The 2,977-nt window shown below is 51.3% G+C and carries 1 protein-coding gene; it reads left to right on the top strand.

All coding sequences use genetic code 11. The features are described from left to right. Nucleotides 1-176: 176 nt before the first annotated feature. The coding region (locus KDK17_RS00030) for a hypothetical protein (RefSeq protein WP_257287050.1) at nt 177-2,977 on the top strand (2,801 nt) is incomplete at its 3' end.

The following is a 2,977-nucleotide window of genomic DNA, read 5'->3' as shown; positions in this document are numbered from 1 at the left end:
GTCAGGTTACTGATGTTTTTATCTGTTCGTTCGGTTGGATAAGAACGCCCCCTAGGGTGTCCTATTTTTTTTTTGGCAACGACCTACTATCCAAATGAAACTTTCGTACGATTTGAAGGTCAAATTATTTAAGCAGTTTCAATTGAGTCCTTCAGAATGTAGTAGGGAGATTAACCATGGATGGTCAAATTGGTGGAGGAATAAACAAACCCGTTCGTAACAACGGCGTGCCTCATAACAGCGTGCCTGATAGTGGCATTCCAGCCAAGAGAGCAAAGCTTGATGATCTTTCAACGATTGCAAAAGTCTGCTCTGATGTAGCGATCAAACTCAAGCTGTCGTCATCTCCGATGAAGATGCCTGACAAGACGAGAACCGTATCCTCAACGAATTCCTCACTCCATAAGCCCCCTCATGCCTTCAATTTTCGTTTTGTCGCCAGTGATGATGAGGTTCGACAGCTTTTGGTTAATCAGACCTGTGATGAACATTGTGCTGTCACTGTTATTTCCCACCCCGATGACCTCTCACAGGCCAACCTGGTAACCCGGTTGAGTATTTCCGGCGATGGTCGCCACACTCTGCGTCCGGGCAAGTTATTTGAAGGTTCAAAGCCATTCACCCTGGTGATGGATATCCGCAAACTCAGCAGCGAAGATCTGCCAAAATTTAACGATCTGCTGGACCCGGATAACCCCTGTCTGTACGACAAAGTCAGTCAGAAAAAACGACCTCTAGGCGGGCATGTCTCTCTGCTGGTCTTGGCAGACCCTGCGCAGTTGGCAGCGGTTGGCGGGGGTGGCGATGCCCCCGGGGCTGATTTCTGGCGACGCATTAATCGACCGGGCAATACCTGGCAGTTCAATGCAAAGACCGGCAATGCCCCATCGATGGATATCGACGCACTTCCTCCGGTATTGGCTGAACTCCCTTCTGCCGAAGGCACTATGAACGACGATGATACCCTTCTTATTGACTGCCACTTGCACAGCAACTGGCGACAGTTGCTGCTGGGCGGCCCCGGAGTGGATCAGCAGGGGCGAATCCGGCACATCCCTGGCAGGCTTGAGTGTCTGAGGGCCGGACAACGGGTGATTCTGAAAGGGGCCAACTGGCAGGATCTGGCCTTTGAACAGACGATTCGACAGATGCTCGCGCAAAAGTGTTTTGAGAGCAACGGGAAGAACTGTGAGTTACCCGACGATGTTCATTTTTATCAAATGCCGGTAGGGAAGGATGAGCTGCATTCACTGTTTCAAAGTTTATCCAACCCGCTACCCCATTCTGGTGATACTTCAGGAAACCCGATCATCATTAACCAGAGTAATATCAGCGAATGGCTGAACCCGATTGCCATTGCCCAGGAAGGCGACGCAGTGCCTAACAACCGTCTATTGGAACAGGTTCGAGCGGGTGGGACAGTCACCGTAACGTCTCCCCTCACTGAGGCACTTTGGTTTCGTTTGCTGGGTTCACTGCAGACGATTCGCGAGACAACGGGTCTGGAGCCTCGACTCCAGGTGGCTCATTCACGACAGCAGCCGAAAGCCCTGGGATTAGCAGAAAACGACGAGCGACCTCTGTCCAGAAACCCTCAGTTACAGAAAAAAGCCAGCAATGACGATTCTTTTGAGGCCGTCACTTATCGGCAACATGTCCAGGCCAGTCATTGGATCCGTCATCACCGGGGAGACCCTCTGGTCATCCAGGTCAATGAACAGACCGGCTTCAGTCAGCTATTTGATAATATCCATATCACCTCAGAACAAAAGGCCCATTTTGGACGACGTCAGAGTGAGTTGCAGAAAGCATTAACCGCAGGCAGGCCGGTGGTATTCCTGGGACTCGAAAGTAATCCAACACTTCAGCAGCTGCTGGAACCCCTGGTGGTTGGACAGCCTTTGTTGGTGAATGGCCAATTACGGGCCTACCCGCAGGCTCAAGTCACTTTACTCTGGCCTGAATCTTCGATAAGCCCATCGCCAGTATTTCGTTCGATGCTTGCCACGGATAAACCCTGTCCTGAGGTCGATCTCTGGGATATTAATGCCCGCAAACATGATATCTCCAGGACTGAGCTGCCAGAACAAGCGCTTGATAAACTTTATGAAGCGTTTACAACCGTACCTGACCACCTTTGTAACCCTCTGCCTGAAATGACCGAAGCGTTGTTGAATAACCTGATACTGGCTGCCCGACAAGCACAGCAGGTTGACCAGTCCCCACAGCTTTTACCACGCCACTGGCGCAAAGCCATCGATAGCGTCATCACCCATGGCACACGACAGCATCCGACCGTGCGTGATTTTATGAAAGTGGCTTGCAGGCATTTTTTACCGGACGTGCACTGCAAGCCGGATGAGGATCAAACCGCCTCGGTAGACCCGGATCAGTTAACTGCCATCATCAACAGTGCTCAGCAGTTGGACAGAGCGTTTGTGAGGCAAAACCTGTGGCCACTGGTCAGAGCCCTTGACCCGGCTGTATTTAATGAAAAATTACAGCTGTCCTATAAAGAGCCATTTTCGCGGTGGACTGCGAAAGAAGTTCTGGACAAGCTCTGCGCCCTGATCATGGCCCATGTGCCTGAAGCACAACGACAGGCAGTGGCGTATCTGTTGGAAGTCGATCCGGAGGCAACAGAGCAATGTCCACCGTCAGCCATCAGGCCATCAAGACAGATCAAACGTTTACAAGATGCACTGGCTTCTGGCTGGCAGCTAACCCTACCGTCAGGGCAGACCCGATCCGAGGCCATTCACGCTCTGGCCAACGATTGTTTTCAGATTGCCCGGGGAGAATATGTAACAGAGAATTCTGACGCAAAACGTATTGAACGTATAGAAAATCGACTGTCTGCATCACTGGCATGGCAGGGTTCCGCTGACAAGCCCTTGTCACTACTGGCCCGGGATCTTTATCACGGCGAAATGAGTCAGAAGGATCGTGAAAGCCGTCGATTATCCCGACTCCATGA

This window comes from Endozoicomonas sp. SESOKO2, assembly GCF_024606245.1.
GTDB lineage: Bacteria > Pseudomonadota > Gammaproteobacteria > Pseudomonadales > Endozoicomonadaceae > Endozoicomonas_A.
Note: the sequence above shows the minus strand (reverse complement) of the source record. Positions and strands in the feature narration are given on the sequence as shown.